15 protein-coding genes are annotated in these 25,185 nt (G+C 69.1%); 4 read left to right on the top strand and 11 right to left on the bottom strand.

Going from position 1 to position 25,185, the window contains the following annotated elements:
• Positions 1-2: 2 nt before the first annotated feature.
• The 5 genes from NM962_05710 to NM962_05730 form a co-directional block, all read right to left on the bottom strand.
• Positions 3-5,390, bottom strand: a complete 5,388-nt coding sequence (locus tag NM962_05710; GenBank protein ID UVO13600.1) for an amino acid adenylation domain-containing protein — start codon at positions 5,388-5,390, stop codon at positions 3-5.
• Entirely contained in the window at positions 5,387-12,520 is a 7,134-nt protein-coding gene (locus NM962_05715) for a type I polyketide synthase (GenBank protein ID UVO13601.1), read from the bottom strand. The genes NM962_05710 and NM962_05715 overlap by 4 nt, the downstream gene beginning before the upstream one ends.
• 166 nt (positions 12,521-12,686) lie before the next feature.
• On the bottom strand, positions 12,687-13,370 hold the full coding sequence (locus NM962_05720; protein UVO13602.1) for a response regulator transcription factor: 684 nt from the start codon (positions 13,368-13,370) through the stop codon (positions 12,687-12,689).
• A gap of 52 nt (positions 13,371-13,422) precedes the next feature.
• Positions 13,423-14,604: an ATP-binding protein gene (locus NM962_05725; GenBank protein ID UVO13603.1), complete on the bottom strand. Its 1,182-nt coding sequence runs from the start codon at positions 14,602-14,604 to the stop codon at positions 13,423-13,425.
• Between the two features lie 129 nt (positions 14,605-14,733).
• On the bottom strand, positions 14,734-15,483 hold the full coding sequence (locus NM962_05730) for a phosphoglyceromutase (protein ID UVO13604.1): 750 nt from the start codon (positions 15,481-15,483) through the stop codon (positions 14,734-14,736).
• Between the two features lie 82 nt (positions 15,484-15,565).
• Here NM962_05730 and NM962_05735 point away from each other — a divergent pair, with 82 nt between their 5' ends.
• A complete protein-coding gene (locus NM962_05735; protein UVO13605.1) occupies positions 15,566-16,306 on the top strand; it encodes a cutinase family protein in 741 nt (246 codons plus the stop codon).
• 11 nt (positions 16,307-16,317) lie between these two features.
• Here NM962_05735 and NM962_05740 read toward each other — a convergent pair whose 3' ends face one another.
• The 4 genes from NM962_05740 to NM962_05755 all read right to left on the bottom strand — a co-directional run bounded on the left by NM962_05740 (position 16,318) and on the right by NM962_05755 (position 20,289).
• Positions 16,318-16,989, bottom strand: a complete 672-nt coding sequence (locus tag NM962_05740) for a PhzF family phenazine biosynthesis protein (GenBank protein UVO13606.1) — start codon at positions 16,987-16,989, stop codon at positions 16,318-16,320.
• A complete protein-coding gene (locus tag NM962_05745; GenBank protein UVO14568.1) occupies positions 16,979-17,521 on the bottom strand; it encodes a YbjN domain-containing protein in 543 nt (180 codons plus the stop codon). Before NM962_05745 ends, NM962_05740 begins: the two co-directional genes overlap by 11 nt.
• Before the next feature lie 115 nt (positions 17,522-17,636).
• Positions 17,637-18,983 carry a D-inositol-3-phosphate glycosyltransferase gene (gene mshA / locus NM962_05750; GenBank protein ID UVO13607.1) on the bottom strand — a complete coding sequence of 449 codons (1,347 nt, stop codon included), beginning with the start codon at positions 18,981-18,983 and terminating at the stop codon, positions 17,637-17,639.
• Between the two features lie 22 nt (positions 18,984-19,005).
• A complete protein-coding gene (locus tag NM962_05755) occupies positions 19,006-20,289 on the bottom strand; it encodes an ROK family protein (GenBank protein UVO13608.1) in 1,284 nt (427 codons plus the stop codon).
• A 206-nt stretch (positions 20,290-20,495) separates the two neighbouring features.
• On the opposite strand from NM962_05755, the gene NM962_05760 reads away from it, so the two are divergent.
• The gene (locus NM962_05760) at positions 20,496-21,260 is read left to right on the top strand and encodes an SDR family oxidoreductase (GenBank protein ID UVO13609.1); all 765 of its coding nucleotides are present in this window, start codon (positions 20,496-20,498) and stop codon (positions 21,258-21,260) included.
• A 36-nt stretch (positions 21,261-21,296) separates the two neighbouring features.
• Here NM962_05760 and NM962_05765 read toward each other — a convergent pair whose 3' ends face one another.
• Both NM962_05765 and NM962_05770 read right to left on the bottom strand, forming a co-directional pair.
• Positions 21,297-22,601, bottom strand: coding sequence for an Ig-like domain-containing protein (locus NM962_05765; protein UVO13610.1), 1,305 nt, complete (start codon positions 22,599-22,601; stop codon positions 21,297-21,299).
• Positions 22,602-22,659: 58 nt separating this feature from the next.
• On the bottom strand, positions 22,660-23,718 hold the full coding sequence (locus NM962_05770; GenBank protein ID UVO13611.1) for a UDP-N-acetylmuramate dehydrogenase: 1,059 nt from the start codon (positions 23,716-23,718) through the stop codon (positions 22,660-22,662).
• A 26-nt stretch (positions 23,719-23,744) separates the two neighbouring features.
• On the opposite strand from NM962_05770, the gene NM962_05775 reads away from it, so the two are divergent.
• Positions 23,745-24,266, top strand: coding sequence for a DUF2505 domain-containing protein (locus NM962_05775; protein UVO13612.1), 522 nt, complete (start codon positions 23,745-23,747; stop codon positions 24,264-24,266).
• A 9-nt stretch (positions 24,267-24,275) separates the two neighbouring features.
• The gene (locus tag NM962_05780) at positions 24,276-25,094 is read left to right on the top strand and encodes a carbon-nitrogen hydrolase family protein (GenBank protein UVO13613.1); all 819 of its coding nucleotides are present in this window, start codon (positions 24,276-24,278) and stop codon (positions 25,092-25,094) included.
• Positions 25,095-25,185: the final 91 nt, after the last annotated feature.

Consider the following 25,185-nt stretch of genomic DNA (forward strand, 5'->3'; position numbering starts at 1 on the left):
GATCAGAACCGGTAGGTCGTGCAACCGACCTCGACGCCCGAGCCGACCGCCATGATCAGGGCGACGTCGCCGGGCTTCACCAGGCCGCGCCGGCGCGCGTCGGCGATCTGGTAGGGCAGCGTCGAGGTGAACGGGTCACTGGTCTGGCCCTGCGCCTCGAGGTCGACGAACCGCGAGCGGTCCACGCCGATGTGCGCGGCCAACTCATCGAGAGCGGCACCGGGCAGGTACGGCGGGAACACCACGGCGATGTCCTCGGGCGCCAACCCCTCCAGCGTCAGCAACTCCTTGACCGACGACGGCAGGCAGCTGACGTAGATCGCGACCAGGTTCGGGTCGCGGTCGATCCGCAGCCACATCCGGCCGTCGCGCTCCTGGGTGTAGGTGGCCAGCGCGCCGCGGTGCTCCGGGTGGTGACCGAAGACGAACCGGCCGAAGCCTTCTGGCCCGTGGCTTGGGCTCAGCATGATCGCCGACCCGGTCTCGGAGATGCCGTTGCGCGGGTAGCCGCTCTCCGGGGTGTTGTTCTCCACTTCGGAGGCCAGCACCATGGCATGTCCGGTCCGCCCGGCACCGATCATGCCGGCCGCGACATGGCACCCATTGAGGAAACCGACCGCTCCGTTGAGGACGTCGAACGCGAAGGTCTTGGGGGCGTCTGCGGACTCCGGCTCGGCGTTGATCCCGACCTCACCGGCAACCAGGGTGGCGACCGCCGGCTCGGACAGGAAGTCGTCGCGGTAGATGCCGGCGTGAATCACCAGCCCGACATCGGTCCTGTCCACTCCACTGTCGGCCAGGCAGGCGGCGGCGGCGTCGACGGCGAACTGGATCGAGCTGGGCTCGGTCTGTCCCTCGGGGGCGAACCCGATCCCGTCGATGCGCACCCGCGGCGTCGCCGGCAGCTCCCGGCGCCCGCCGGACCGGCTGGCACGGCCCGAGTGTCCGTTGCCGGCCCGGCGCATCCGATCCGGCAGGTCATCAAACGTGTAGAGGCCGGTGCCGATGGTCTGCCCGGAGCCGGTGATGGACAGCACCACGTTGTCGCCGGAGTTGATCCGTCCCGCATTGATGTAGTCATACAGCGCGACGAAATGCGTTGTGGTGGCGGTATTCCCACGCTCAGCAAGGTTGCAGATGGTGTTGGCCCGGCTTGCGGCACCGGCACCGAAAACCCGATTGATGGTCAAGATGGCGTCGTTGATCGACGCCTCGGAGGTCTGGTGCATCAGCAGCTGATCGGCCGTCTCCGGTCGCCAGCCGTGCCGCTGCATAACCGCCGCCACATAGGGAACCGAGTGCTTCACCGCGATCGCGGTCTGGGTGACCGAGTCGGTGACCATGATGGCGCCGCCGTGCGGTCCTTCGGTGGCCTTGGCGATGCACAGCTTGGCGAATTCGCTGTAGGTGGCCAGGTCCAGGTCGTGGAAACCGACCCGGTCGTTGGGCCCGAGTTCGAGCACTGCAGCCGCGCCGGCGTCGCCGACGGTCAGGCAGGCCAGCCGCGGGTCCATCGCACTTTCGATCTCCTGCTGCGCGGTCTCGGTGATGTGGCTGATGTATTCGCCACTGACCACCAGCGCGTTGCGCACCAGGCCGGTCTTGAGGAAGTCCTGAGCCACGCTGACGCCGGTGAACATGCCCGCGCAGGCGTTGTTGATGTCGAAGCAGACGGCGCTCGTCAGCCCCAGTTGGTCACGGAACTGCGACGCGGTGCTCGGCTCGAAGGTGAACATGTGCTCCGGGCCATCGCAGCGCGAGATGTTGCAGGCGATGACAAGGTCGATCTCTTCGGGGGCGTAGCTCGACCGCGACAAGCAGTCGGCGATCGCCTTGCGGCCCAAGTCTATCGAGAATTCGTCTTGGCCGGCCATCCGCCGGTTCTTGATGCCGGTGAGACGCTCCAGCGGGATCTTCACCTCGTTGACGCAGTCGGCCAGCACCTGTTCGGTGGAGACCGCCCGCGGCGGCAGGTACACGCCGAGGCTCTCGATCACCACGTTGCGTGCCGGACCATTCTGCACGGGTGTGATCACCGGGGCCGGGGCAAGCTTGGGCGCCGGGACTGGTTGAGTAACCACCACGGTTTCTGACTGCTCCGTAGGCTTTTCGGCGACCTGCTCGGTCCTGGCAGCCCCACCGATCGGACCGAACTCGGCGGCCAGCTCGGCGATGGTGCCGTAGACGAACAACGACTCCGGCCGCAGTTCCAGCCCGAGCTCCCCCACGCGCACTGCAACTTCCAGCGCCTGGGTGGAGGCGCCGCCGAGGGCGAAGAAGTCGTCGGTGACGCCGACCCGGTCCACGTCGAGCACCTCGCGCCAGATCTCGGCCAGTGCCTGTTCGGTCTCGTCGCGGGGCGCGACGAATTCCACCGGCGCGGCGTCGAGGTCCTTGTCGAGGGCCAGCAACGCCCGGCGATCCACCTTGCCGCTGGCCGACAACGGCAGCAGGTCGCCTGCGCGGAACACCGCGGGCACCATCGCCGCAGGCACCAGGTCCAGCAGGAAACGACGCAGCTCGGCGGTGCCCGGCATTGCCGCGACCGGGACGACATGTGCGATCAGCTGGGTGTTGCCGGAGGCGTCTTTGCGTGCCACGACGGCGCACTCGGCGATACCGGGGTGCTGGGCCAGCGCGGCCTCCACCTCACCGAGCTCAATCCGGAAACCATTGATCTTCACCTGGTCGTCGCGACGGCCCAGGTACTCGATGTTGCCGTCGGGCCGGTAGCGGGCCAGGTCGCCGGTGCGGTACAGGAATGCACCCGGAGCGGCACTGAACGGGTCGTCGAGGAACGCAGCCGCAGTGGCCTCCGGCCGGTTCAGGTAACCGCGGCCCACGCCCACGCCGCCGATGTGCAGTTCGCCGGGCACTCCTATCGGAACCGGGTTGCCCGCCGCGTCCAGCAGGTGGATCGCGATGTTGGCGATCGGCTTACCGATCGGGATGATCGGATCGGTTGTCCCACGCTCACAATGGAAATGGGTGACGTCGATGGCGGCTTCGGTCGGGCCGTACAGGTTGTACAGCTCGGCGGGCAGCGCGGCGAAGAAGCTATCCCGCAGGTCGGCGGTGAGCGCTTCGCCGCTGCAGAACACCTTGCGCAGGCCGGTACAGGAGGCCGCCTGAGGCTCCGCCAGGAAGCGGCGCAGCATCGACGGAACGAAATGCATTGTGGTGACGCGCTGTTCCACGATGGTGCGGGCCAGGTAGGCGGCGTCTTTGTGGCCCTCGGGTTTGGCGATCACCACCCGGGCGCCGACCGTCAACGGCCAGAAGATCTCCCAAACGAACGGGTCGAAGTTGATCGGGGTCTTGTGCAGCACCCGGTCTTCGGCGGTCAGCTGGTAGGCGTCCTGCATCCACAACAGCCGGTTGCGAATGCCGGCGTGACTGTTCAGCGCGCCCTTCGGAGCCCCGGTGGAACCCGAGGTGTACATCAGGTAGGCCAAGTCGGCCCCGGGAGCCTCGGGGGCTGCGGCTTCCTCGGCGGGCTTCGGGGACGGCTGGTCCAGGCACAGCCGGGCTCCGGTGAAACCCGTTGGCACGTGCGACAAATGCTCGCGATGCGTGACACAGACCGGGGCCTCGGGGACGTCGGCGAGCATCGCTTCCATCCGGCCGGTGGGCTGCGCGGGATCCAGCGGCAGGAACACGCCGCCGGCCTTGAGCACGCCGAGCAGCGCGATTACCAGGTCCTCGGAGCGCTCGAGCAGCACTGGAACCACGGCGGGTCCCGGGCCGGCGCCAACACCGAGCTGGCGCAACCGGTGTGCCAGGCCGTTGGCTCGCCGGTCCAGTTCGCCGTAGCTGATGTCGCGGCCGTCGTAGCTGACCGCGACGGCGTCCGGTGTGCGCGCAGCGCTGGCGGCGACCATCTCGTGCAGAGTCGTTGGGGCCGACTGGTAGTCGACCGCGGTGTCGTTCCAGGCCGCCAGCGTGGCGCGCTCGGCGTCGGTGAGCAGTGTCAGCTGCGAGACCGGGGCTTGCGCTGCCCCGGGTTGGGCCAGCCCGCTCAGCAGCAACGTGAAGTGCTGCGCAAGCGCCTCGATGGTCCCGGCGTCGAACAGGTCGGTGTTGTACTGCAGGGCAAGCTGAAGCTCCCGGGCGTCGTCGGGGCCCTGCTCGCCGACCTGCATGGTGATGTCGAACGGTGAGCCGCCCTGGCCGATGTAGAGGGTCTCCAGGTGTAGGACGCTGGAGTCACCGGATCCCGCACCGTCTTCAAACAGTCGGACCTGCTGCCAGGCGAACGACACCTGGAACAGCGGGGTGCGCCCAGCGTCACGTACCGGCCGCAGCCGCTCGACGAGCAGCGGCAGCGGGTACTCCTGGTGACCGATCGCGCCCAGCACGGTGTCTTTGACCTGGCCCAGCAGCGCGGCGAAGCTCGGGTCGTCACTCATGTCGACGCGCAGCGGCAGCGGGTTGGTGACGTAGCCGACCATGCCCATCAGCCCGGCCCGGTCGCGGCAGGCGAACGGCGAACCGATGACCAGGTCGTCCTGCCCGCTGTAGCGGTGCAACAGCACCGCATAGGCCGCCAGCAGGGTCATGTAGGGCGTCGCTCCGACGGTCCGCGCCACCTGCTTGATCCCGGCCGTGACCTGGGCGTCGACGCTGAACCGGTGCAGCGCGCCGTCGTAGGTCTGGATCGCGGGCCGCGGCCGGTCGGTGGGCAGCGCCAGGGTCGGCAGTTCGCCGCCCAGAGTCTGGTGCCAGTACTCCCAAAGCCGCTCGCCCTCGGGCCCGGCCAGCATCCGAGACTGCTGCGCGGCGTAGTCGACGTAGCGGTCGGCGGTCTCTTCTGGAGTGGGAGCGCCATGTTCGGCGGCATACAGCGCACGCAGCTCGTCGAGGATGATGTCGATGGACCAGAAGTCGACGGCGATGTGGTGCACCGTCAACACCAGCACGTGGTCGTCCGGGCGCGCCAGCAATGTCATCCGCAGCACCGGGCCGGTGCGCAGGTCGAAGGGCCGGTCGATCTCGGCCTGGACCCACTGGTCGAGTTCAGCCGCGTCCGCACCGATGCGCTGAGTGGCGATGCGCAGCGGCCACTGCCCGTGGACCAGGGCGACGGGCTGACCGTCCCGTTCGGTGTAGGTGGTCCGCAGCATCGGGTGGCGGTCCACCAACGCCTGCGCGGCCCGCTCCAGGGCGGGCACATCCAGGCCACCGTCGATGCGTCCGGCGTAGGCGACGGTGTAGGCCGCACTGTCGGGAGCGAGCCGGTGCATGAACCACATCGAGCGCTGCCCGTAGGACAGCTCGTGTTCAGATGCCGCGTCCTGCGCTTTGGCCCTCAGCAACTGGGCAAGCAGCTCACGCTTTTTCTCCGGCGACAGGCTGGAGATGTCAGCGGGCACGTCCGGACGATCCGTCACGCGCTGCCCCCATCTTCGGCCATCATTTTCGCCAGCAGTGCATCCACCGCTTCGTCGGAGAGTTCGGTGACCTGCGCCAGCAGCTCCATCTCCTGCGAGGGCGCCGCCTCAGCGACATCCGGCGCTGCGGATCCTTCGTCAGCCGGACCCCGGCCCGGTGCCGCGGCCAACTGCTCGCCGAGCCAGCTGGACAGACTGACCACGCTGGGCCCGTCCAACAGCCGGGCAACCGGGACCACGATACCGAGTTCGCGCTCGACCTGGATGCGAAGTTCCAGCGTGATCAGCGAGTCGACGCCGAGGCTGTTCAGCGGCGCGCGCACGTCCAGGCTGGCCGGAGCCAGGCCCAGCTTGCCGGCGACCAGATCACGCAGGTAGGTCTCCAGCAGCCGCTGACGTTCCTGCGGGTCGGCGGCCTGCACCGCTTCGAACAGACCGCTGCTGGAGGTGCCGGCGGCCTGGCCGTCGGTGGCCGTGACCTGCAGGTCGCGCAGCAGCGGCGACTGTGCACTCGGACGCCACCGCGCCCAGTCGATGTCGAGCACCATCGCTTCGGTTGCGCCGTCTGCCATCAGAGCCGCCAGCGCCGCGAGGTACTGCTCCGCCGACACACCTTCCACGCCGTAGTGGGAGAAGTGCCGGTGCAGCTCCGAGTTGGTGAACATGCCCAGCCCCGCCCAGGGGCCGAAGTTGACGCTGCACGCCGGTAGGCCCGCCGACTGGCGATGCCAGGCCAGCGCGTCCAGGAACGCGTTGGCGGCCCCGTAGTTGGCGGCACCGGGCGAACCCAACACCGAGGCTGCCGAGGAGAACAGCACGAAGAAATCCAGCTCCGCGTCGGCGGTCAGGGTGTGCAGGTTCCAGGCGCCCTGAACCTTGGGCGCCATCACCGCACGCAGCTTCGCCGCGTCCAGGCGTGCCAGGATCGCGTCGTCGACGGTGCCGGCTGCGTGCACCACACCGCGCAGCGGCGGCATCGATGCACCGATGGTGGCAAGTGCCGCGGCAACGTCGGCGGACTTGGTGACATCGCCTTGGGCGATGGTCACCTCGGCGCCGGCGGCACGCAGGCCGTCCAGCGTCGCCTGCGCCGCCGCCGTAGGCGCGCTGCGACCCATCAGGACCAGGTGGCGAGCACCGCGCTCGACCAACCAGCCGGCCACCTTGCCGCCGACCGCGCCGAGCCCGCCGGTAACCAGGTAGGTTGCGTCATCACGCAGCGTGAGCTGGCCCGCTTGCGCCGACGGTGCCGTGTAGGGCTCCAGCCGGGCGACATAACGGCGGGGACCGCGCAGGGCCACGTCCGTCTCGGAATTGTCCGTCCAGATCTCGCTGAACAGACCCCGCAGTTCTTCGGGGCCACCGTCGTCGGACAGGTCGACGCCGGTGGCTTGCAGCTCGGGGTACTCGTGGTCGATGGAGCGGCCCAGCCCCCAGACCGGAGCCTGCGCGACGGACAGTGAACCGGACTCAGATTCTTCCCAACCCGCCGGCTGCGCCCCGCGCGTCACCAGCCACAGCCGCGGCGATTCCGGCCAACCGGCCAACGTCAACGCCTGGATCAGGTGCACCACGCTCAGCGATCCGACGTCGGTGGCCGTCGCCAACGACGCTTCGGTCGTGTCAGCAGGCGGTGCGGCCAGCAGGTTCCACAGGTGCACCACCCCGCGGCAATGCGGCCGGTCGCCGCCGAACGCCGCGCGCAGCAGCTCGGCGAAGTGTTCCGGACGGGCCGGGTCGACCCGGTAACTGTCGGCGCTCACCCGTTCGATCTCGGCCAGCCCAACGACCGGCTCCACCAACACGCAGGACTGCGACTGCGCCTCGAGGTGGTCCCGCAGCGTGTCGGCGACCGGACCGTCGGACAGGATCAGCCAGCTGCCGGGCTCGGCGGGCCGACCCTCGCCGTCAACGGGCAGGGACGCCGGCTGCCAACGCATCCGGTAGCTACGGTCCCGCGGGTCCACTGGGACGGTGATGACGGTCGGCGCGTGCGCCTGGTCGGCGGAGAGGGTGCCTGTGGCCAACAGCGACCAGTCCGCACCAGCGCTGCCATAGCAGTCGAAAGCGTCTCCGGTCAGGGCGAACTGGACGGTGCGTGCCTGGTCCAGACCGTCACGCAGAGTCAGCTCGGCGACTGAGCGGGTGCCGGGACCGAACGCGACCTCCGCCGCGGTCAGCGCCAACTCGCTCAACTGCTCGGGCGACAGCGCGGTCACGGCCGTGATGTCCACTTCGGCCAGCACCGTTCCCGGCTGCGCGGCCGATCGGATCGGTCCGCGCCAGCCGCCGCCGTTGGCACCGGCGCCGCCTCGCCGCGGCGCCGCGATCGAGCCGGCGTTGAGCCACGAGTGCACCCGCTGCCAGGGGTAGGTCGGGGCCGGGACACAGCGGCTACCTGCGGGGTAGATCTGTTCCCAGGCCACCCGCTGCCCCAGGGTGTAGAGGGCGCCCAGCGAGCCGAGCATGGTGGAGCGGCCACTGAAAACCCCGTCATCGCGGCGCATCGAGGGCAATAAGGTGCAGCTGCGCCCCATACCTTCAGCGTCCTCGCGGGCAGCCGTCAGCAGGATAGGGTGCGGGCTGAGTTCGACGAACGTGTTGTGCCCGGTCTCGAGCAGCCGCCGCAGCGCCGGCGAGAACCGCACCGGCGAGCACAGGTTCGAAACCCAGTAGTCGGCGTCCAGCAGCCTGGAGCCCACCAGTTCGCCGGTGACCGTCGAATACATCGGCACAGTCGGCACGGTCGGCTTCAGCTTCACCAGGCTGCCGCGCAGACCGGCGGCGAGGGCCTCCATCTGCGGGCTGTGCGAGGCGACGTCGACATCGATCCAGCGGCAGAACCGGTCCCGCTGCTGCAGCTTCGTCATCAGCTGTTCGAGCACCTTGCGCTCGCCGGCGAGCACCGTCGATCGGTGGCTGTTGCTCGCGGCGACGGCCACCTCGCGTTCGTGGCCGGCGATGAGGTCCTGCGCTTCGGCCATGGTGGTCTCGGTGACCATCATCGCCCCGCGGCCACGAACGCCGCGCAGCATCCGGGCACGGGCGCAGATCACCCGTGCGGCGTCATCGAGGCTCAGCGCGCCCGCGACATGGGCGGCCGCGGCCTCGCCGAGGCTGTGCCCGACCACCGCGGCGGGCTCGACGCCCCAGGAGCGCCACAGCGCCGCCAGCGCCACCTGAATTGCGAAGATCGTCGGCTGCAGGATGCCGATGTCTTTGAGCTTGGAGCGGTCCTCGGGACCGTCCTGGGCCGCGAGTTCCTTGAGGATCGAGTGCCCCAGGTGCGGGAACAGCGCGTTGTCGCAGGCGGCCAGTGCGTCAGCGAACACCGGCTCGTCGTCCTGCAGTTGTCGCGCCATGCCGTGCCACTGCGAGCCCTGGCCGGAGAACACGAACGTCACACCCGGTCCGGGCCGGCTCGGGGCGCAGTGGCCCACCGACAACCCCGGTCGTGACTCGCCCTGCCGATACGCCGACAGCGACTCGAACATCGCCGCCGGACTGTCGCCGACCACCGAGAGCCGGTAGTCGTGGTGGCCGCGGCGGGCGCCGGCGGTGTAACACAGGTCGGCGAGCTCGCTGGCACCCATGAGCCCGCCTGAGAACAGAGCCATCTCGTACTCGCCGACCAACGCGGTCAGCGCCTCCGGGGAGCGGGCGGACAACGCCAGCAGCTCGGCGCGCGGCGGGGCCGACTCGTCGACGTAGCGGGCGCGGACCTGCGGGGCCTCGGTGAGCACCACGTGAGCGTTGGTGCCGCCGAACCCGAACGAGCTGACCCCGGCGATCGCCCGGCTGCCCGCCGGCCACGGGGTCAATTTCTGGACCACCTCCAGCGGCAGGCGGTCGAATCCGATGTGCGGGTTGGGCTCGGTGTAGTTCAGGCTGGCCGGGATCTCCCGGTGCTGCAACGACAGCGCCACCTTGATCAGGCCGGCAATACCGGCCGCCGCCTCCAGGTGGCCGATGTTGGTCTTGACCGAGCCAACCAGGCAGCGGCTGCCCTCCGGACGGCCTTCGGCCAGCGCGGTGCCCAATGCGTTGGCCTCAATGGCGTCGCCGATCGATGTGCCGGTGCCGTGCGCCTCGACGTACTGGACCGCGCCGGCCGGCAGGCCCGCCCGGCGGAACGCCTCGGCGACCACGCCCTCCTGCGCCCGCCCACTGGGAGCGATCAGGCCGTTGGTCCGGCCGTCGGAGTTGGTGGCGCTGCCGCGGATCACCGCGTAGACCGGGTCGTTGTCCTCCAGCGCCTTACTCAGCGGCTTGAGCACGACCACTCCGGCGCCCTCACCGCGGACATAGCCGTCGGCGTCGGCGTCGAACGTCTTGCAGCGGCCGTCGGGAGCCATCACCCGCGCCTTGCTGAAGTTGATCGCCAGCGCCGGCGACAGGATCACGTTCACCCCGGCGGCCAGCGCCATGGAGCACTCGCCGTCCCGCAGGCTGCGGCACGCCAGGTCCACGGCGACCAGCGAGGACGAGCAGGCGGTGTCGATCGACATGCTCGGTCCGTGGAAGTCGAACGTGTAGGACAGCCGGTTTGCGGCGATGCTCAGCGCGTTGCCGGTGCCGGTGTAGGCGTCGACGAGCTGCGGCTGGCCCAGCCGCAGGAAGCCGTAGTCGTTGGTGGAGATGCCGACGAACACGCCGGTGCGACTGCCGGCCAGCTGATCCGGGACCTGACCGGCGTCTTCCAGCGCCTCCCACGCCACCTCGAGCAGCAGCCGCTGCTGCGGGTCCATCTGCGCCGACTCGCGCGGCGAGATCCCGAAGAACTGAAAGTCGAACTGGTCGACCTGGCCCAAGAAGCCGCCGCGGCGGGTGACCGCGGTCCCGGGAACCGAGGGGTCGGGGTTGTAGAAGGCGTCCACGTCCCACCGGTCGGCCGGGACGTCGCTGGTGGCGTCCGCCCCGCCCGAGAGCAGCCGCCAGAAACCCTCGGGGCCGTCAGCGCCCGGGAAACGGCAGCCGATACCGACGATCGCGATCGGCTCGTCGGCGGCGGGCCGATCGGTGCTTTCAGCAGCGACCCCGGCGCCCGGAGCCGCTGGAGTTTTCGCGGCGACCCGAGCCAAATGCGCCGACAGGATGTCGATCGACGGGTATTCGTAGGCGATGGTCGGGGCCAACTCAATGCTCAGCCACTGCTCGAGGGCGCTGGAAAGCCGAACCGCGTGGATGGAGTCCAGCCCGTAGAACGCGAACGGTTTGGCCGGGTCAATCTCGGCCAGCGGCAGCTCGAGGTCTTGTGACAGCCGCTCGATGAGCCAAGCACTGATCTCGGCCGCACTGTGGGCGCCCGACTGGGCCGGCGCCGCCACCGGGGCCGGCTCGGGCTGAGCCGGTGACTGCGCCGCGCCGGGCGCCGACGGCCACTGGGCCACCACCGGCAGCGCGCCGTCGAGGTACTGCTGTTTGCAGGCGCTGCGCTGGATCTTGCCGCTGGAGGTGGTGGGCAGCTGCAGCGGCTGGACCAGCACGACAGCGTGGGTGCGTACCGAATGGTTCGCGGTGACCGCGGTGCGGATGACCTGCATGGCCTCGTCGGCCTGCTCCCCTGCCAGGCGGCTCGGGTCCACTTCCTGGACCACGACCAGTTGCTCGGCCGCACCCGGTTCCGGGGCGATCGAGAACACCGCACCGCGGCCGCGCAGCAACGCCGGGTTGGTGTCCTGAACGGTCAGCTCGATGTCGTTGGGGTAGTGGTTGGTGCCGCGGATGATGATCAGGTCCTTGCGGCGGCCCGTGACGAACAGCTCCCCGGAATGCAGGAAGCCCAGGTCGCCGGTGCGCAGGAACGGGCCCTCACCGGTGTCGGCCAGCGTCGCGGAGAACGTCTCCGCAGACAGCTCCGGGGCACCCCAGTAACCATGCGCGACACTGCCCCCGGACACCCAGATCTCGCCTACCCGGTCAGCGGCGCACTCCAGCCGGGTCTCGGGGTCGACGATGATCACCCGCTGGCTGCCGCGCGGCTTGCCGCAGCCGACCATGGTCGCCACGTTGGGATCGTCGGCGGCGACATCGATCACCCGGTTGTCGCCGAGGGCGACCCGGTCGATGTGCTGCACCATCGGTGTCGGCAGGTCCGACCCACCCGATACCAGCAGCGTGCCCTCGGCCAATCCGTACACGGGGTAAAACGACTCGGCCCGGAAGCCGGACGGCCCGAACAGCTCGGCGAAACCGTCCAGGGTGGCGGTGCGCACCGGTTCGGCACCGCACAGCGCCACCGTCCAGCTGGACAGGTCCAGGGCGGCACGCTCCTGCGGGGTGCTCAGCTCGACGCACAGGTCGAAGGCGAAGTTCGGTGCGGCGGTGATCATGGCGCGGTGCCGCGAGATCGCCTCCAGCCACCGCATCGGCCGTTTGATGAAGGCCGTCGGCGGCATCAGGATCGAATGGCCCGAGACGTAGATCGTCTCGAGCAGACCGCCGATCAGACCCATGTCGTGGTAGGGCGGTAGCCAGAACACGCCGGTCACGTGCGGCATGTCGGTGTTGGCGTCCCAAGCCTCGGCGATGGTCGTCAGGTTGTGCACCAGGTTGCCGTGGGTGAGCACGACGCCCTTGGGCGCACTGGTCGACCCCGAGGTGTACTGCAGCATCGCGATGCTGTCGCCATCGATCTGCGGCTCCACCCAGGACGCCTCGCTGCCGGTGGCGTCGCTGTCGGCGAGCGACCAGCGCAGCGCCTGGCCGCCGGGCAGACCGTCGATCGCGGGCTTGATCTTGGGCTCGATCTCACTATTGGTGAGCGCGTAGCCGGGCTGGACATCGGCGATGATCGACTCGACGCGCGGGAGCAAGTGTTCGCGCATGGGTGGATGCACGGGGATCGCGATGGCTCCGGCGTACAGACAGCCGAAGAAGCTGGCTAGGAAGTCCAGTCCCGGCGGGCACAACACCAGCACGCGCTGACCGGCCGCTCCCTGACTCTGCAGGTCAGCGGCGATCTGGCGGGCGCGCCGGTCCAGTTCCCGGTAGGTCACCTGGCTGGTTTCGTGCTCATCGCCGTCACGCGAGAAGGTGAATGCCAAGTTTTCGCCGTACCGCGCCGCACGCTGCGTCAACAGATCAACCAGCGTGCGCAAGGTGTGCGCCGTGTCCTCCGGCCCGCTCATCGATCGCGTCTCCCGTGTAACTGACGAAGTGTGGATTGGGCCCAAGGAATCCGTAGGCAACCTTGATTAAGGTTACCTTAAGAAGTCGGACGTCCAATTCGCGTAATTTTCGCGACGACGACCCCGCCGAGCAAGTTAGGAGTTCCCGCGATGAGGTTGGCGCGGGTTAGCCCTCCAGCTTGTACCCGAGACCGCGAACGGTAACCAGGTGCACTGGATTGGCCGGGTCGGCCTCGATTTTGGACCGAAGTCGTTTGACGTGGACATCCAATGTTTTGGTGTCGCCGACGTAGTCCGCACCCCAGACCCGGTCGATCAACTGGCCGCGGGTCAGCACGCGGCCCGTGTTGCGCATCAGGTATTCGAGCAAGTCGAACTCCTTGAGCGGCAAGGTAATCTGCTCGCCGTTCACCATGACGACGTGCCGTTCGACGTCCATGCGCACCGGGCCGGACTCCAGCACACCCTCGCCCGCACCGCCCTCGTCGTCGCCGCCGCGGCGCAGCACCGCCCGGATCCGGGCTATCAGCTCGCGGGCCGAATACGGCTTGGTCACGTAGTCGTCGGCGCCCAATTCCAGGCCGACGACCTTGTCGATCTCGCTGTCGCGGGCAGTGACCATAATCACCGGCACACTGGAACGCGCGCGCAGCTGCTTGCAGACGTCGGTGCCCGACATCCCCGGCAGCATCAGATCCAACAGCACGATGTCGGCGCCGGCCCGCTCGAATTCGGCCAGGGCGGCGGTTCCGTCGCCGACCACGGTGGCCTCGAAACCCTCTTTACGCAGCAGAAAGGCCAACGGGTCGGCCAGCGATTCCTCGTCCTCAACGATCAAGACGTGTGTCATCGATGCTGCCCTTCCCCGTAGCTACCCTCTGCGTGATCGACAGCGGGTGTCATCACTGCGCCTCCTCTTCTGAGTTCAGACTGCCCTGGTAAGCGGGAATCGCCAAGGTAAATGTGGAACCGGTGCCCGGCTGGCTCCACAACGTGATGGTGCCGTTGTGGTTAGCCGCCACGTGTTTGACGATGGCCAACCCCAGCCCCGTACCCCCGGTGGCCCGCGAGCGGGCCTTGTCGCTGCGGAAGAACCGTTCGAACACGCGCTGCTGATCCTTGGGCGCAATGCCGATGCCACGGTCGGTCACGGCGATCTCGATGAAGCCCTCCCGGCGACGCCGGCTGATCGATACCGGCGAACCGTGCGGCGAGTAGGCGATCGCGTTAGAGACCAGGTTGGCCAGGGCGGTGACCAGCAGTGGTTCATCCCCGAGCACGCGCAGCCCGCTCGGGGCATCGGTGGTGATGGTGATCTCGGCATTGTCGGCAGCCACCTTGTGCCGGGAGATCGCCTCGTTGACCACCGCGTCGACGTCGACGACGCCTAGGTCCGGCAGCGGGTCGGCGCCTTGCAGGCGGGACAGCTCGATCAGCTCACCGATCATGCTGGCGAGCCGGTTGGCCTCCACCAACACGCGCTCGGCAAACGGCCGCACGGCTTCGGGGTCGTCGGCCGACGCCAGCAGCGCCTCGGCGAGCAGCCCCATCGCCCCCACCGGGGTTTTCAGCTCGTGGCTGACGTTGGCCACGAAGTCGCGCCGGCTGGCCTCCATACGGGCCTGCTCGGACTGGTCGTCGACGATCACCACGGCAAACCGGCGATCCTCTTCCGACAGCAGCCGGGCATAGCCGCGCACGGCCGACAGATCCGACCGGATGGCCCCGGGAGCCCGCTTGGCCACCGTCAAATCGAAGACGACTTCGTCTTCGCCGGCCAGAGCGCGTTGCGCGGCGGTCCAGGCCTCGTCGTCGAGCAACCTGCCGTGCACCAGCCCTAGCTCCGTGGCGCGCTCGTTGAGGTAGACGACGTCACGGTGGGAGTCGACGACCGCGATCCCCAGCGAGGCGTGCGACACGATCTGCTGCAGCATCTCCGCGACGGTGATGCCGGACCGCTCGGTCGCCGCCTTGCGGCGGCGCTCGGCCAGCCGCGGCGACAGCCAAACGCCGGCCGCCACGCCTGCCACCAGCGCAGGAATCGCCGACGCTGCAGCAAGCGTCAGCGCCGAGGTCGCAGCCACGGCAAAATCGTACGCAGTCCGGCACCGTGAGCTGACCAACGTTCGACCGTGACGTGCGCCGAATGTGAATTCATTGCGAAGATTTCACCCGGGCTCCACCCGGCATTCACACTGGGCGGCCCAAAACCGCTATTTGGCGCCCTGGCTCGCGACCGCAGCAGCCCCGGCGGCCGCAGCCGCAGGGTCCAGATAGACGCCGCCGGCAACCTTCGGGCGCAGGTCGGAATCCAAGTCGTACCGCAACGGGATGCCGGTCGGGATGTTCAGCCCGACGACATCCTCATCCGACATTCCGTCGAGGTATTTCACCAGCGCCCGCAGCGAGTTGCCGTGCGCCGCGATCAACACCGTCTTGCCGCACCGCAGGTCCGGGATGACAACGTCGGTGAAGTACGGCAGAAAGCGCGCCACCACGTCGGCCAGGCACTCGGTCAGCGGGCCGCCGCCGATGTCGGCGTAACGGGGGTCGGTGTCCTGGCTGTACCGGCTGCCGGCTTCGATCGGCGGCGGCGGGGTGTCGTAGCTGCGCCGCCACGTCATGAACTGGTCGTCGCCGTAGCGCGCCTTGGTGGCGGCCTTGTCCAGGCCCTGCAGCGCACCGTAGTGACGCTCGTTGAGCCGCCAGGTGCGGTGCACGGGGATCCAGTGCCGGTCGGCGGCGTCCAGCGCCAGGTTCGCGGTGGTGATCGCCCGACGCAGCAGCGAGGTGTAGAGCACGTCCGGCAGCAGGTTGTGCTCGACCAGCAGCTCACCGGCACGGACCGCCTCGGCGCGGCCCTTGTCGGTCAGGTTGACGTCCATCCAGCCGGTGAACTGGTTGCTGGCGTTCCATTCGCTTTCGCCGTGGCGCAGGAGCACCAGGGTGGCAGTGTCAGACATGGGCGTCAGTGTCTCACGGGCACCGATTGGGGTTACCGTCGAAGGAAGGTCCGTCAACTGGGATCGGGGGTGTGGTGTGCACGTGCCCCGTCTGCGGCCGCTCCCCGGCCTCCTCGCCGCCGCACTGCTGACGGCCTCGGCGGTGCCGCTGACCGTGGCATCGCCGGCAGCGGACGCCAAACCGTGCGCCGACGTCGAAGTGGTCTTTGCCCGGGGCAGCGAAGAACCGCCCGGCGTCGGCAAGGTCGGGCAGGCCTTCGTCGACGCGCTGCGCGCCACGCTCTCAGACCGGACGTTGGCGGTGTATCCGGTCAACTACGCCGCTGCCAGTGGTTTCAGCAGTGGTCTCGACTTCGACCGAAGCGTGATCGCCGGGATCCGCGACGAGGTCAGCCACATCGAGTGGACAGCCCTGGACTGTCCGGACACCCAGATCGTGCTGGGCGGCTACTCCCAGGGCGCAGCCGTCACCGGTTATGCGACCGCGCAGTCGGTGCCGACCGGGCTACCGGACGAGCTGGTGCCGGATCTGCCGCGGCCGATGCCCGACGTGGTGGCCGACCACGTCGCGGCGGTGATCCTGTTCGGGAAGCCCTCGGCGACGTTCATCCGGCGCTACGACGCGCCGCCGGTCCGGGTCGGCCCGCTGTACGCGGCCAAGACCCGCGAGTACTGCGCTCACAATGACGCCGTCTGCGACGGCACTGACGGCATCCCGTTCGGGCATCTGGATTACCCGACGAACAGCATGCCCACCGACGCCGCGGCGTTCGCCGCCCGCCGCATCGAAGCCAACGCGAATCGCGACGTCGCCCTGCACTGATCGCTCGGTGCCTAGGACATAAGCCCGTCACTGACCACCCGGCCCGCGATCTCGGCAGTCCCGGGCGGGCCGGGGCGCGCATACACGATCGATCCACGACCATGGTGCACCGTGATGTCGCGCCCCAGTGCCGCCGCCAGACGCATGCTGGCCGACCCACAGGCCTCGTCTTCGGCCACCCCGTAACGGGCGGCGAAGACCCGAGCACGGACCACACCAGACGCTTCGTCACGCCACGCCCACAACTGGGTGGCGTCCTGCTCGGGGTTCAGCGGTCCGTCTAATGCGTCGATGGCGGCGCTGTCGGCGAGGCGCTCATGCCACCACGGGGGTGTGGCGGCCAACTGACCGCGGACCCAGACCCGGTCGCCATCGATCCACGTCGCGATCTGTGTCCCTGGGGTTTCCAAGGCGGCAACGGGGTGACCGAGTTCACGCGACAGCACCCAGGCCGCACCGACGGTGGGATGCCCGGCGAACGGCAGTTCGGTGGCCGGGGTGAAGATCTGCAACCGGCCACGCTCGGCATCGTCGATGAAGATCGTTTCGCTGAACCCGAGCCGGGCCGCCAGTTGCTGTCGTTGTTGGTTCGCGGGAACAGATGCCCCGTCGAGAACCACCCCGAGCGGATTGCCGTGGTTGCCGCGATCGTCGGTGAACACCCTCAGCACTTCAACCTGCATTGTCGGCGTCACTGTCGCCGTTGTTGCCCGACGTCGGGCGCAAGTGCTCGAACGCTCGCAGGTTCTTCACCGACTGTCCGGTGGAGACCCGCCACGCCCATTCCTTCTGGATCGAGGTGGCAAATCCCAACTCCAGCAACGTATTGAAGTCGAAGTCGACGGCTTCGAGCACCTGCCCGAGCACTCGGTCAATCTCCTCGGCGGTCACCGACGCCAGCGAGATCCGGCCGACCAGGTAGATGTCGCCGACGTTGTCCAGGGTGTAGGCCACCCCGTACAAGCGGCGGTTGCGCTTGAGCAGGTAGCGGTACACGCCGGCGTGGTTCTCGTCGGGCTGGCGACAGACGAACGCCTCGACGCGCACCGAATGCTCCCCGATGCTGAGGATGGTGTTGGTCTTGAGCTTGCGCTCGCCGGGCAGTTCCACGATCAGCCCCGGCAGCCCGCCGTGGGAGCCCGGCGTCGGCGAGTAGGTCAGCTCGGCTGCCTGCAGGGTCCGCTCGATGAGCTCCTGGACATCGCCCCGGTTCACGCCCACCACTGCCTCCTGTGCGCGTCGAGTGTGCGGTTTAGTCGGCAACACACCGGCGCTGGCGTCGGAAATCGCACACTCGGCGCCGACGGGGCGCCCGGTGTCGCCATCCGAGTCACGCGCGTGCCCCGCGCCGCGTCGGCCAGCGACGAGGGCGGCGCGACGATCCGAGCACCCGCATCCGCCCGGCCCGGGCCGTGGCGAAGTCTTCGATCGCGTGGGTGTAGCTGGCCAACTGGGCGTCCACGGTGCGCTCCCAGGAGAACTGCGCCGCGTGGTTGACGGCGGCCCGGCGCATCGCCCATCCGCGAGGTCCCGAACCCAGCCGCAGCAGCTCGTCGAGAGCCGTTGCCCACGCCTCGATCCCGTGCCCGTCGACCAGTCTCCCGGTGACCCCGTCGCGCACCGCCACCGGCAACCCGCCGACGGCCGCGGCGACAACCGGGGTCCCGCAGGCTTGAGCCTCCAACGCGACCAGACCGAACGATTCCGAGTAGCTCGGCACCGCTACCAGATCGGCCGCCCGGAACAGGGTGGCCAGATCTTCGCGGGACTGCGGCGGCAGGAACGTCACCCGGTCACTGATACCCAGTTCGGCGGCCAGCCGAACCAGGCCGTCCGGTGCTGCCAGCCCACTGCTGCCGGAGGGCCCTCCGGCGATCACCACGCGCACGCCCGGCAGCTTCGCGGCGGCCCGCAGCAGGATGTCGGGAGCCTTGAGCGGCTGGATCCGGCCGACGAACGCCACGATCTGCTCGCCGGCCGACAAGCCCAGGGCCGCGCGGGCCTGGCGTTTGTCGCCCGGTCGGAAGACCTCCAGGTCGACCCCCGGGTGTGCGACGTCGATTCGGCTCGGGTCGGCTTCGTGCAGCGTCACGAGTTGCTGCGCTTCGTCGTCGGTATTGACGATCAGGCGGTCCGCGGCATCGACGACCTGCTGCTCACCGACCGTGCGCAGCGGCGGTTCGGGAATGTCGCCGGCGGCCAACGCGGCGTTCTTGACCCCGGCCAGAGTGTGCGCGGTGTGCACCAGCGGCACCGCCCACCGGTCCGCGGCCAGCCAGCCGACCTGACCGGAAAGCCAGTAGTGCGAATGCACGACGTCGTAGTGGCCCGGTTCGTGAGCGGCCTCGGCGCGCAGCACCCCGGCGGCGAAGGCGCACAGCTGGGTGGGCAGGTCGTTCTTGTCCAGGCCTTCGAAGGGCCCGGCCACCACGTTGCGCACCAGCACGCCTGGCGCGACGTGCTGCACCGGCGGATCGGCCGACGACGTGGCGCGGGTGAAAACCTCCACCGCCACCCCGCGGCGCGCCAGGTGCAGCGCGGTCTGCAGCACGTAGACGTTCATGCCGCCGGCATCGCCGGTGCCGGGCTGGGCCAGCGGCGAGGTGTGTACCGACAGCAGCGCTACCCGGCGCACATCGGACCTGACGCTCCCACCCCCTACAACGTCGTAGCCCATCAAGCCATCTTTACAGGTTCGGTCAGGCCGACACTTCCGGGACCGCGCCGCTGATCGGCCCGCGGGAGCGGCGCATCGCGCCGACCGGGTCGGCGTAGAGCCCTCCCAGGGACACCGTGCCGGCGCCGGCCTCCTGGACCCGGTTGCCGAAAGCGGTGACCCGGATGGTGCGCCCAGCCAGCACCGACCGCTGCGTGAACGCCCGCTCCACCTCGGCCATGCCTTCGGGGTATTCGGTGAAGCCCTGACCGCCGACCACCAGGTCGTCGGGGTTGAGTACGTCGCGCAGCAGCGCCACTGCTTCGCCGAGAGCGCGAGCGCGTTCGGTCAGCAGTGCTTTCGCCCGTTCGTCGCCGGCCCGCGCCTCGCGCACCAGACCGGTCACCGCCGTGGACGCCGCACCGTTGCCCTCGGGCAGGATCCGCAGCCGCCGGGCGGCAGCCAGCACGGCCTCGTCGCTGACGGTGGATTCGAGCTGCCCGGAGCCGCCGAGCAGCTCCGAGAACACCGGCAGGCCGGCGATGGTGCCGGGACCGCTGGCCGGACTGTGCACGCGCCCGCCGATCACCAGGGCGTAGCCGACTGTCTCTCGGGCGTAGACGTAGAGACTGGTGGCGCTGCTGGTCGTCGGCCGCCGCACGCCCAACAGCAGCTCGGCGCCGGCCATCGCGTCTACGTGGGAGGCCACCGACACCGGCAGCCTCAGCTCCTCGGCCAGCACCGGGCCGACGGGAGCGGCCGTCCAGCCCAGCCGGGGGTGGTCGACGTGGCCGGTAGCCCCGTCCACCGCGCCACCAATCGCCACCCCGACCCACAGCGGCCGGCGCTTCTGCCAGCGGGTCAGGTACCGACTGGCGCTGGCGGCCAGCGACGCCAGTGCCGGCGTCGCGCCATTGTTCGGCGTCGGGGTCTCGACGACGTCGAGCGTGCGACCGAGCAGGTCGGTGGCCACGATGCTGGTGGTCTTGGCCCCGATGTGCAGGCCCAGGGTGAGGAACGGTTCGTGGTTGACCACCACCGGCCGACGCGGCCGCCCGATGGCCCCGGACGTGGCCAGGTCGGCGCGCTCCAACAGCAGTCCGGCTTCCAGCAGCGCACTGATCTGGCGGTTGACCGTGGCCACGCTCAGCGAGGTGAGGCCGGCGATGGCCTCCCGCGCGACGGGGCCGTGTTGGCGAACCGCGGCGAACACCTCAGCGCCGGCACTGTCGGCCAGCTGCAGGGCCGGCGCCACCACGCGTGGGTGGGAGCGGAGGCGACCGTTGCGGTGGTTGGCCGGGTGAGCGGTGAGGGAGGTAGTGCGCATGAGATGTCCTTGTCTGGAGAAAAATCCCAATGAGGGCCGTTTACGCCTACGACCCGGCGGACTCTCCTAAGGAGCGCTACTCGCAGCAGGTCAGGCGCAGCAACACGCGCGACAACACGCGCCGTGGGCGACCAGACAGACCGCCGTCAGCAAGCGGGCACTGCGAGACATGCTGAGAATCTATCACGATCGCTAAGGTTGACGCGATGACGACATCTGCGCGCGATCAGCGCATTGCCGTGGTCACCGGCGCCAGCTCAGGCATTGGCGAGGCGACCGCGAGAACTCTTGCTGGACAAGGCTTTCACGTGATCGCCGCGGCCCGCCGCGCCGATCGGATCACCGCGCTGGCCGACGAGATCGGCGGCACCGCCGTAGTGACCGACGTCACTGACCCGGGCGCGGTCACCGCACTGGCCCAGGCATGCGACCAGGTCGGCGGTTCAATAAACGTGCTGGTCAACAACGCCGGCGGCGCCAGGGGTCTGGCATCGGTGGAGCAGGCCGACCTCGAGCACTGGCGCTGGATGTGGGAGACCAATGTGCTGGGCACCCTGCAGGTGACGCGCGCGCTGTTGCCCAAGCTCATCGCGTCCGGGGACGGCCTGGTGGTCACGGTGACTTCGATCGCGGCGTTTGAGATCTATGACGGCGGCGCCGGCTACACCTCGGCCAAGCACGCCCAAAGCGCACTACACCGCACGCTACGCGGCGAATTGCTGGGAAAGCCGGTGCGGCTCACCGAAATCGCCCCCGGCATGGTGGACACCGAGTTCTCGCTGGTGCGCTTCGACGGCGACCGCGATCGGGCCGACGCCGTCTATTCCGGCCTGACTCCGCTGACAGCGGCCGACATCGCCGAGGTGATCGGGTTCGTGGCCTCGCGGCCGCCGCACGTCAACCTCGACCAGATCGTCATCCGCCCACGCGACCAGGCATCGGCGTCCCGGGCTAACCGCCGGGCTGACTAGGCGGCCCAGCTTCGCCTCTCCTCCGTGCGAGCCTCGCTAACCGCCGGGTGCAGGACTAGAGGTCGTCGTAGTCGTCGTCGTGGGCGTGCCCGACAGCGTCGGCGCGTCGGTCGGGGTGGCCGGCGCGACGCTGGGCAGTGAGGTCCGGGTCGCTTCGGAACTCGACAACGCCGACATCGAGACCCAGGTGTCCCAGTCCACGGCCCAGTCCCAGATATCCCCGTCGGCGTAGGACAGCTCGATCGAGCTGCCGGTCACCTCGACCGGGTCGCCGTAGATCGCGCTGTAGAAGTACTGTTCGGCGTCCTCGGTCGACAAGTTGATGCAGCCGTTGGTGACGTTGGTGTTGCCCTGCGCGCCGGCGCTGGAGGGGTTGGCGTGGATGAACTCGCCGTTGTTGGAGATCCGGACCGCCCAGCGCTCGTGGATGTTGCTGTAGCCGGCCGCCGGGTTGGACATGTAGAAGTCCGCGTACTTCTCGCTGACCACGTGGACGCCGTTGCGGGTGATGTTGCGGGCTTTGTCGGCCTGGCCGTAGCTGCAGGGGAAGTCCATGATCACGCCCTCGTCGCGGACCACCTGGATGCGATGCGAGGAGACTTCGGCTTTCACCACCTGGCGCCGCCCGATCGAAAACTCCAGGGACATGTCCTGCGCCCCGTAGGCGCCGTCGCCGAACGCCAGACCGTACAGCTTGGCGCTGACGTTGACTTTGGTTCCGGCCGGGAAATAGTCCCGGCTGCGCCAGTGCACCCGGGCGCCCTGCACCTCGTCGGGCAACCAGGCCCAGCCGCCCTCCACCGGTGGCTCGGTGACCACGGACAGGGCTCGTTCGACGGCCGCCTTGTCGGCGATCGGGCCGTCGAACTGCAGAATCACCGGCGCCGCGATCCCCACCGTCTGGCCATCGGCCAGCTGAAAGCCTCCGTCGATGACGGCGGTGGGGGCGACTGTGGTGATGCTCCCGCTGACCGGCACCGCGTTGCCGTCGTGGCCTACTACCGACCCACTCCAGGTGTAGACGGAGTCATAGCCCAGCGGCTCGGTGATGGTGTAGCGCGTGCGCTCCCGATTGAAAGTTCCGGTGAGCACCTTTCCCGCCGGGCTGGTCAGCGCCACCCGCTGAAACCAGCCTTCGCGGACCGTGACGCCAACTGCGGCGGTGGGCAGCACGTCGGCCACCGCTCCGTCTTTCAGGGCGGGCTCGAACGTCAGGGCGGGCGCTGACGGTGGTGCGTTCTCGGCGCTCTTTCCGGGCCGGCCGAAACATCCCCCCAGCGTGGTCGGCGCCACCACCCCGGCAGCCAGCGCTGCCAACGCACGTCGCCGGTTCAGAGTCACGGCATTCCAAGATACCGGCCCAGCCGCCTGACCACCTGCGACGCTGATTACACCCGGTTTACAGGGCGCACCCGACCAGCACCGGCTCGGGGTGCAGGGTGATACCGAACACGTCCCGCACCCCGTCACGCACGATGCGAGCCAGGGCCACAATGTCGGCGGAAGTGGCCCCGCCTCGGTTGGTCAACGCCAACGCATGTTTGGTGGACAGTCGCGCCGGTGCATCAGGCCCGGGATAGCCCTTGCCGAAGCCGGACCGCTCCACCAGCCAGCCAGCCGCCAGTTTCACCCCACCGGGAGCTTCCCAGTGCGGCACCGAGCCGCTGTTATCGGCGGCCAGGTTGCAGTAGACCTCTTGCGGCACAACAGGATTGGTAAAAAACGAGCCGACACTCCAGGTGTCATGGTCACTCGCGTCGAGCACCATGCCCTTTGCCGCCCGTAGCGCCAGCACCGCGGCGCGGACCGCTGCCGGGTCGCGGTACTCACCCTCGGCCGCCTGCAGCGCGGCCGTCAACTCGCCGTACCGCAGCGGCGCGCTGCGTCCACCGGCGTCCAGTTCGAATTCCACCTCCAGCACCACCGCCGCATCCGAGTACTTGAGCGCACTGGTCCGGTAGCCGAGCTCCAACTCGGCCGCCGGCGTCCAGCGCACCTCGCCGGTCCGCCGATCCAGCAGCAGAACCCGGGTCAGGCGGTCGGCGACCTCGACACCGTAAGCCCCGACGTTCTGCACCGGGGTAGCGCCGGCCGAGCCGGGGATGCCCGATAGACACTCCAGCCCGCCCAGCTTCGCCGCGACCGCGCACGCGACGACGTCGTCCCAGACTGCGCCGGCGTCGGCGCGCAGCAGATTGCCCTCGATAGTGATGCCAGCGTTGGCCAGCACAACGGCCGTCAGGTCCTCAAGGCCATCGGCGACCAGCACGTTCGAGCCCCCGGCCAGCAGCAGCGGACGGTCACCGGCCGCATCGAGTTCGCCCAGCGTTGCCACGATCTGCTCGGTGTCGGTGCACGTGATGACCCGTCGCGCGATCGGTCCCACCCGCAGGGTGGTCAACGGCGCCAACGGCACCGCCTCGGCGACACGCGCGCCCGCGAACTCGGAACCCGCCACGGCCGGTAACGGTAGCGTGACCAGCTATGCCGCGTACATTCACGCTCTCCGAGCACTACTCGGCGACCGTCGAGCAGGTGTACGCCGTCTTCGCCGACGAGCACTATTGGCGGGCCCGGCTGGCCGACTCCGGCGCCGACGTCGTGGCGTTGAACTCGATGACCGTCGGCCCGGACGGCGGCGTCGACGTCGCCACCACTCAGGGCATTCACCGGGAGAAGTTGCCTGCGCTGGCCGCCCAGTTCCATCCCGGCAATCTGGATGTGGCGCGGCACGAGACATGGCATCCGGTCCGCGACGGGCGGGCACGCGCCCAAGTGACCGGCAAAGTCGTCGGTGCACCGGCGAAGCTGTCCGGCGACGCGATCCTGGCGCCGGCGGCCGGCGGCTGCGAGCTGCGGCTCACGGCGACCGTGCAGGTCGATATCCCGCTGGTGGGCGGCAAGATCGAGAGTTTCATCGGCGGGCAGTTGGCCGAGCTGATGACCACCGAGCAGCGGTTCACCTCGACGTGGCTGAACCAGGGCGGTACAACACCGACGGAATAGGCTGGATGCATGCGGATTGCGTGTGCGCAGATACTCAGCGGCGCCGACCCGGCCGCGAATCTGCAACTGGTGACCGACTACACCGAACGGGCCGCCGACCAGGGGGCATCGCTGGTGGTGTTCCCGGAGGCGGCGATGTGCCGGTTCGGGGTGCCGCTCGGACCGGTTGCCGAACCGCTCGACGGGCCGTGGGCCACGCAGGTCCGCGAGGTCGCCGCGCGGGCTCAGATCACCGTGGTCGCCGGGATGTTCACCCCGGCCGATGATGGACGCGTCACCAACACGTTGCTGGCCGTCGGCCCGGACACCGACACGCACTATCACAAGATCCACCTGTATGACGCCTTCGGTTTCACTGAATCGCGCACGGTGGCACCGGGATTCGAGCCGGCGGTGATTGACGTCAACGGCGTCGGTGTCGGTTTGTCGACCTGCTATGACATCCGGTTCCCGGCGCTGTACACCGAACTGGCCGACCGCGGCGCGCAGTTGATCGCGGTCTGCGCCTCGTGGGGCGCCGGCCCGGGGAAGCTGTCCCAGTGGGAGCTGCTGGCTCGGGCTCGGGCGCTGGATTCGACCAGCTACGTCATCGCGGTCGGGCAGGCCGACCCGGGCGTTGCGGAGGATTCGTCCGGGGCACCGACCGGGGTTGGCCACAGCATGATCACGTCGCCGTGGGGTGAGGTGATCGCCGCGGCCGGCGCATCGCCGCAGCTACTGGTCTACGACATCGACCTCGACGCGGTCTCCGCCGCCCGCCGGACGCTGGCCGTGTTGAGCAATCGTGCGACCTTCCTTCAGGTCGGTAAGGCAGAATCGCGCGGGTGAGCAATCCGCCCGGACCTCCCCACGGCGAGTCGCCCTGGGCTCGCCCCACCGACCAACCCGAACCGCAAGGCGGCACTACGCCGTCTGGTCC

The sequence above is a fragment of the Mycobacterium sp. SVM_VP21 genome (genome assembly GCA_024758765.1).
Lineage (GTDB): Bacteria > Actinomycetota > Actinomycetes > Mycobacteriales > Mycobacteriaceae > Mycobacterium > Mycobacterium heraklionense_C.

What these genes read in the sequence shown, in the direction of transcription:
- NM962_05730 (UVO13604.1), bottom strand. Translation starts at nt 15,483, where the DNA reads ATGTCTGACACTGCCACCCTGGTGCTCCTGCGCCACGGCGAAAGCGAA.
- NM962_05760 (UVO13609.1), top strand. Translation starts at nt 20,496, where the DNA reads ATGACGACATCTGCGCGCGATCAGCGCATTGCCGTGGTCACCGGCGCC.
- NM962_05755 (UVO13608.1), bottom strand. Translation starts at nt 20,289, where the DNA reads ATGCGCACTACCTCCCTCACCGCTCACCCGGCCAACCACCGCAACGGT.
- mshA (UVO13607.1), bottom strand. Translation starts at nt 18,983, where the DNA reads ATGGGCTACGACGTTGTAGGGGGTGGGAGCGTCAGGTCCGATGTGCGC.
- NM962_05720 (UVO13602.1), bottom strand. Translation starts at nt 13,370, where the DNA reads ATGACACACGTCTTGATCGTTGAGGACGAGGAATCGCTGGCCGACCCG.
- NM962_05715 (UVO13601.1), bottom strand. Translation starts at nt 12,520, where the DNA reads ATGAGCGGGCCGGAGGACACGGCGCACACCTTGCGCACGCTGGTTGAT.
- NM962_05780 (UVO13613.1), top strand. Translation starts at nt 24,276, where the DNA reads ATGCGGATTGCGTGTGCGCAGATACTCAGCGGCGCCGACCCGGCCGCG.
- NM962_05740 (UVO13606.1), bottom strand. Translation starts at nt 16,989, where the DNA reads ATGCAGGTTGAAGTGCTGAGGGTGTTCACCGACGATCGCGGCAACCAC.
- NM962_05775 (UVO13612.1), top strand. Translation starts at nt 23,745, where the DNA reads ATGCCGCGTACATTCACGCTCTCCGAGCACTACTCGGCGACCGTCGAG.